Below are 371 nucleotides of genomic sequence, written 5' to 3'. Positions count from 1 at the left end.
CGAGTGCGGTCAAAGGTAACCTGATTCGGGATAAACAGCTTAGCCCATGCGAAAAATTTACGTTGTGATTGCATGTTGGTCGTCATTTGTAGGCAAAGTAAAGCTAAAATCTGAATGTCAGAAACTTGTGTGTGTTCGACATTGCGCCGATTGGAGATCAGAGAAGGACAATATTTATGGTAAAGGTACCCACAGATTTCTTTTAATTGTTCTAAATCGGCTTGTAAATTATGCCATTTTTGTTTAAACTTTAAGTGGTCCAATATGGTTATACTCCTTTTTGTTTGATCACTTAAAAGTCTAACCTTATTGGGCTTTTTTTGTAAAATTTTGTACTAAATGTTTGATTGTTACGAACTAGCACCACACGT

1 pseudogene is annotated in these 371 nt (G+C 36.1%); it reads right to left on the bottom strand.

Features of this window, described 5'->3' with window-relative positions:
• Positions 1–263: pseudogene (locus LACPOB_RS0100305) on the bottom strand (IS982 family transposase); the annotation flags it as partial.
• Positions 264–371 lie beyond the last annotated feature (108 nt).

Source organism: Ligilactobacillus pobuzihii E100301 = KCTC 13174 (assembly GCF_000349725.1).
GTDB lineage: Bacteria > Bacillota > Bacilli > Lactobacillales > Lactobacillaceae > Ligilactobacillus > Ligilactobacillus pobuzihii.
This window is presented reverse-complemented; position numbering and strand designations above follow the sequence as displayed.